We start from the raw sequence: 1279 nt of genomic DNA, 5'->3' as shown, positions 1-1279 counted from the left end.
CCACCACTATCACAGCAGGAGCAGGTTTAACTGGCGGTGGCGTGTTACGCGACAATCAAACTTTGTCATTGGGTAAACCGTCCAAAATCACAGCAACCACAACCAATTTAGCCGTTAGCAATACGCATACGCATGAAATCGATAAAGCCAGTGGTGCGGTGGCAGGCATTGTCATGCTCTCAGCTTCTACCAGCAGCACCGCAACCGACAAAGCTGCGACACCCAGTGCCGTCAAAGCCGCGTATGACCTTGCCGCCAGCAAAGTCAGTTTAACTGCCAACCAAGCCATTGCAGGCAGCAAAACATTCATCAATCCCATTATTGTTGGCGAAACGAGCAGTTGGGAAAAAATGAGATTCAACGTCAAAGGTGGACACTGGCAACTTGAATTTAATCCTGCTGGCATAGACGGTAAATCTTTGAATTTTCTGTTTACTTCGTCCGAAAAGAATCCGCAACAAACACGCATTCGCTTTCCAACCGTTACCAAGCATCAAAACGTCGCCTATGAAAGTTGGGTGGAGGGCGCGATTAACAAAGTTGTGGGACGTTTTGCCGCCAGTAACCACACTCACACATGGGCAAGCATCACAGGCAAGCCAGCCACGTTTGCCCCAGCAGCGCACACCCACACCGAATATCTACCCAAAACAGGCGGAACGATTGATGGAAATTTAAAAATTCAAGGTCATTCAGATAATTGGTATGGCAGTTGGATAAACAATACCAATGCTTTGGGCAGTGCTTTTTTACATTTAGCAACAGGCGGAATCACTCGTGCAGGGATTGAAACTTCCCACGAAGGCAACGGCTCATGGCGCATCGCTTTGATGGGAACAGCACAAGGCGATATCAACCAAGACCGCCACGAACAATTAATGACAGTTAGCGCCGCCAGCGTTTGGACAAAAGCTTACGGCAGCCTGCACGATTACTTCACGCGCCGTAATGAGTTCGCCGTTCAAGCCACAGATAACGGCTATACCCGATTACCCAATGGCTTAATTTTGCAATGGGGCAGTTTCTATTACAACGATTTGCCCAGCTGGAATAATACATTTGATATCACCTATCCCATTACATTTCCAAACAAAGTATTGTCGGTTGTCGCCTGCGGTGCAGGCTACCAAGGCACGCCAACCAACGCCGCCACTTTGCGTAATCACAATTTCACAGCCTATGTACGAGAAATGTACACAGGTGCAGAGGCTGGCGGAGTGCGCTGGTTTGCAATCGGTTTTTAAAGGAGATAATCGATGAGTATTTATTTTGATTACGG

At 47.8% G+C, this 1279-nt stretch carries 1 protein-coding gene; it reads left to right on the top strand.

The annotated features are described in order from the left end of the window. On the top strand, positions 1-1244 hold a 1244-nt coding region (locus BQ5809_RS11150), incomplete at its 5' end, for a gp53-like domain-containing protein (protein WP_003788943.1). Between the last annotated feature and the right edge of the window lie 35 nt (positions 1245-1279).

This window comes from Kingella kingae ATCC 23330 (assembly GCF_900111845.1).
Classification (GTDB): Bacteria; Pseudomonadota; Gammaproteobacteria; order Burkholderiales; family Neisseriaceae; genus Kingella; species Kingella kingae.
This window is presented reverse-complemented; position numbering and strand designations above follow the sequence as displayed.